We start from the raw sequence: 273 nt of genomic DNA on the forward strand, positions 1-273 counted from the left end.
CCCCCTCCTTCCGCTTCCCGAAAACATGGGAGAAGCACCTCAAGACATTTACAAAGATACCAGGCTTAAAAAGTAGATTTTTAGAAAAAAGAATAAACTCCGACCCAACACCAAACCACTCTCATGATGACCAAAAAAAAGATTTGATGACGAATTCAAAATGTTACTTTTTGTTCGGCGACAATCTGTCACCTACACACCTATTATTCCGGGTGATGTGGTTGCTGGGAGATACCCTGCTCCTTATCCTCGATGCTCTCGCTCTCCCTTGGG

Annotated in this window: 1 protein-coding gene; it reads left to right on the top strand. The window is 44.0% G+C overall.

Annotation, left to right across the window (positions count from 1 at the left end; genetic code table 11):
• A partial coding sequence (locus QWJ41_RS21320) for a hypothetical protein (RefSeq protein ID WP_302710508.1) occupies nt 1-273 on the top strand: 273 nt, incomplete at both ends.

Source organism: Nocardioides cremeus (assembly GCF_030518195.1).
Taxonomy (GTDB): Bacteria; Actinomycetota; Actinomycetes; order Propionibacteriales; family Nocardioidaceae; genus Nocardioides; species Nocardioides cremeus.